The following is a 3,438-nucleotide window of genomic DNA, read 5'->3' on the forward strand; positions in this document are numbered from 1 at the left end:
AGCGCATAGAGGATGCCGGAGCCGGCATAGCAGCACAACCCAAAGCGCGCAAAGAACGGCGGGTTTCCGCGGGTGTTGGCGAAGAGCACATCGGGAATGCGGTTGAACGCGACGCCGATGCCGCCGCGCACGACGAACTTGTTATTGGCGAAGCTGGGCGCCCAGGCGAAGCCAAGGCGCGGAGCAAAGTTATCGCGGTCGGGCTTGCTAAGGCGGTCCGTCACCACGAAACGCGAATGCATCAGGTCCGGATCGAGGATGAGGTTGCTGGCCCGCCCATGCGCCTCGCTCAGCGGGGCGAAGTACTCCCAACGAAGTCCCAGGTTCACGGTCAGATTCGGAAAGACCTTCCAATCATCCTGAGCAAAGAGCGCCAGGTCGCGGCTGCGGAAGTAACGCTGCGCCGACGCCGGGCCACCGGTCGTGGGATCGGCGTTGATCAGTTCGAAGATGGGCGCATCGTTGGCAAAGTTCCACAGGCCCTGGAAGGTGTAAAGCGGGCGAGCACCGCCGAGCAGGTTGTTGTTGTCCTGCTCCCAGCGATGCTCCACTCCCCACTTGGTAGCGTGTGAGCCCCAGACCTTGCTAAAGGTATCGCGGAGTTCGTAATTGTTCTGCGCGAAGGCAGCGGGCGTGGTCTCTGCCCGGTCCGCGCCGTAGCGCACGCGGTCAAAACCGTTGATCAGCAGGTCTTGGATCTCGACGCGCGGAATCCCCCAATTGGTGCTGCTCGAGGATTGCACCGTGTTGAAGGCCCAGCGGCTGGCGTTGAGGCGCACTTCATTGAGCGCGGTGACGGAGATCACGCGGCTCCACAGCAGCGTGATGCCAAGATTGAGCGGGGTGAACACGATGTCGGCCATGGGACGCGCATCGGCGCCCACGTCGCCATTGGTGTCGTTGCGCTGACTGACATAGGTGCTCACCGCGAAGGTATTCTTGCCCAGGTTCAGGTCGACGCGCGCGTTGAATTGTTGCCCGAACTGAGTGAAAGGCGTGCCGATCTCTGCCAGTTGAAGATCCGCTACGCCGTCGAGCGGGCCACCACCGCTGCAAAAGAGGCACGCAGGGGTGCCCAGTGTCCCAGTCAGCGAACCGACGTCGAGGCCGGTGCCCCCACCGGCCAACGGCACCACCGCGCAAGGAACGCTTATGTCTGCGCAACTCGGCGTAAGGATCGAAAGGATACGCGGCATAGCCAACGGGTTGGTGAGGATGGTGGTTCCGATGCCGCCCGCGCGTCCGGCCTGCAACAACGAGATGAACGCGGGCGTCTCGACGTAGCGCGCACTGGTCTGCAGGTCATGATTCTTATTGGCTTCGTAGGAGAAGAAGAAGAAAAGTTTGTCGTGAATGATTGGTCCGCCGATGCTGCCGCCGAAATCGCGCAGCCTGCGGTTGACGCGATCCTTACTGCCGGTGCCGAAATTGCTGCCGTACTTGTTGAAGGCGTTCAAGCCCGGGTCGCCGTAGCGGAACAACGCGCTGCCGTGCCACAGGTTGGTCCCGGTCTTGGAGATCACGTTGATCTGGGCGCCGGAGTTGCGGCCGTCTTCCGCCGAATAGGAGGTGGAAGAAACCTTTACCTCCTGGACCGACTCTTCGTTCGGGGTGATGATGGCGGCGCCGCCCCACTGCAAGCTGTTCACGCTGACGCCGTCCACCTCGTAGTTGTTGGCGGAGACGCGCTGGCCATTGGCGCTGATGGGGACCTGGTTCTCCACCTGGAAGATAGATGAATTCGAACCGCCGGGTCCGGCGCTATTGGGCAGGTTCGAGACGTTGCCGGAGCCGCTGCGCGAGTTATCGCCAAAGATGCCGGGAGCGAGCTTCAGCAGTTCATAGGGATCGCGGCCGAAACTAGGCAGCTCGCGTATCTGCGTCTCGGTGATGTTCCCGGTGATGTTCGCGTTCTCGGTCTGGAGCTTGTCTGGCGCGGCGGTGACGGTGACGTTTTCCGACGCGGCTCCCACGGTGAGTTTCACGTCGCGGCCGGTGAGGCTTTCAGCCTTCACGTTCACGTCGTTGACGATCTCCGTCCTGAAGCTCGGCGCTTCAATCGTGACCTTGTACTTCCCGGGCGGTAGGCCGGTGATGCGGTAGAAGCCTGAAGGGGAAGTGGTGGTGTCGCTCGACTTTCCGGTGGCCGTATCCGTGACCGTGACCTTCGCGCCGGAGACGACAGCGCCGCTCGGATCGGTGATGGTGCCTTGGACACTAGCGCCATATTGCGCCAGTGCCGGCAAGGTAACCATCAGCAGAATGACAAGCGTGATTGGGAACGAGAGGAACCGCAGGTGACGCAGCATCGCAACCTCCAGCAAACAGACGGGTTTCTCGAGGGCCGATAGAAGCCGTGAAGCGCTGCTAAAACGTTACTAAATCGTTATCGTTTTACCTGAGCGCGGGCTGCTTTTTACCATAAAGCAGCTACTCGTGTCAATCAAATTTCTACAGAACGCCTCACAGTCGACGGGGAACACGCTGTTCCGCGTTCACGCGGTCAGCCAAGACAGCACCATCTGCCGCACCTTTGCCCCCTCCGGCTGCCGGCGGAGGGCATCCAGGACGCGGATGGCCGCATGTTCGCCCGAACCGAAGAATCCTACCCAGTAGGGAAAGTGCACCGGCGCGGGAAGGCAGGCAGCCTTCAGCTTCAGCCCGCGGAGGCGGAAGAAGCCTTGCAAGAACAGCATCCGCCGCACCTTCTCGCAGAGGATCGCCTTACCGGTCTCAGGATCCAGCGTTGTCGGTATCCGATTGCGGGTGTCGACCTCAATCGTATCCACCTCGCTCGGAACGTGCTCCAGCCGATACGGGTCGAGCATCCCGCTGACCGCGTCCAGCGCAAAATATTGCTGCGTGACGTTTGCGTGATTGGCAATCCGCAATTCATAAACGTGGAACGGCACGTACACGTCCGCCAGCGAACGAAGCGGACCCAGCGTGGTGCGCTGCAGTAGGCCTGCCAGCCCAGAGCCTGCCAGCGCGCGGACAGCTTCCGAGTGCGAGACGTTGGCCCGCAGCACGCGGATTCGCGACGGCTCTACCGGAAGTAAATCCATAGACCCACGACGACGGCAACCAGAACGGTGCTCATGGTCACGTTGATGCGATGCTCCAGAGCGGTCTCGGGAGCAGGCTTGTGCTCGTCCCGCAACAGCACGGGCTCGACCTGGGAGGCATCGACTTTCATTTTCATAGTAGCGAAGGTAAGGCCCGCGATCTTGCTGCGTTCCGGCGCCACACCCATCAGGCTCACCAGCACCAGCACGCCGGAGCAGACCAAGAACATCACGATGGCGTAGTGCAGGAAGTTCATGTCCACCATCCAGCGAACCAGCGAATTGGTGAAGTAGTGCCCGCCGCCGTGGACCTTGTCCACGATTTCGAACACGAACCGCAGCGCGCCCAAAACGAAACCGGTGAGCAAGGAAG

3 protein-coding genes are annotated in these 3,438 nt (G+C 61.3%); all 3 read right to left on the reverse strand.

Annotated features, from left to right (window positions below; all coding sequences use genetic code 11):
* The coding region (locus M3P27_12255) for a TonB-dependent receptor (protein ID MDP9269081.1) at positions 1-2,309 on the reverse strand (2,309 nt) is incomplete at its 3' end.
* Positions 2,310-2,495: 186 nt separating this feature from the next.
* The gene (locus M3P27_12260; GenBank protein ID MDP9269082.1) at positions 2,496-3,029 is read right to left on the reverse strand and encodes a hypothetical protein; all 534 of its coding nucleotides are present in this window, start codon (positions 3,027-3,029) and stop codon (positions 2,496-2,498) included.
* A gap of 17 nt (positions 3,030-3,046) precedes the next feature.
* The coding region (locus tag M3P27_12265; GenBank protein ID MDP9269083.1) for a hypothetical protein at positions 3,047-3,438 on the reverse strand (392 nt) is incomplete at its 5' end.

Source organism: Acidobacteriota bacterium (assembly GCA_030774055.1).
Taxonomy (GTDB): Bacteria; Acidobacteriota; Terriglobia; order Terriglobales; family Acidobacteriaceae; genus JACPNR01.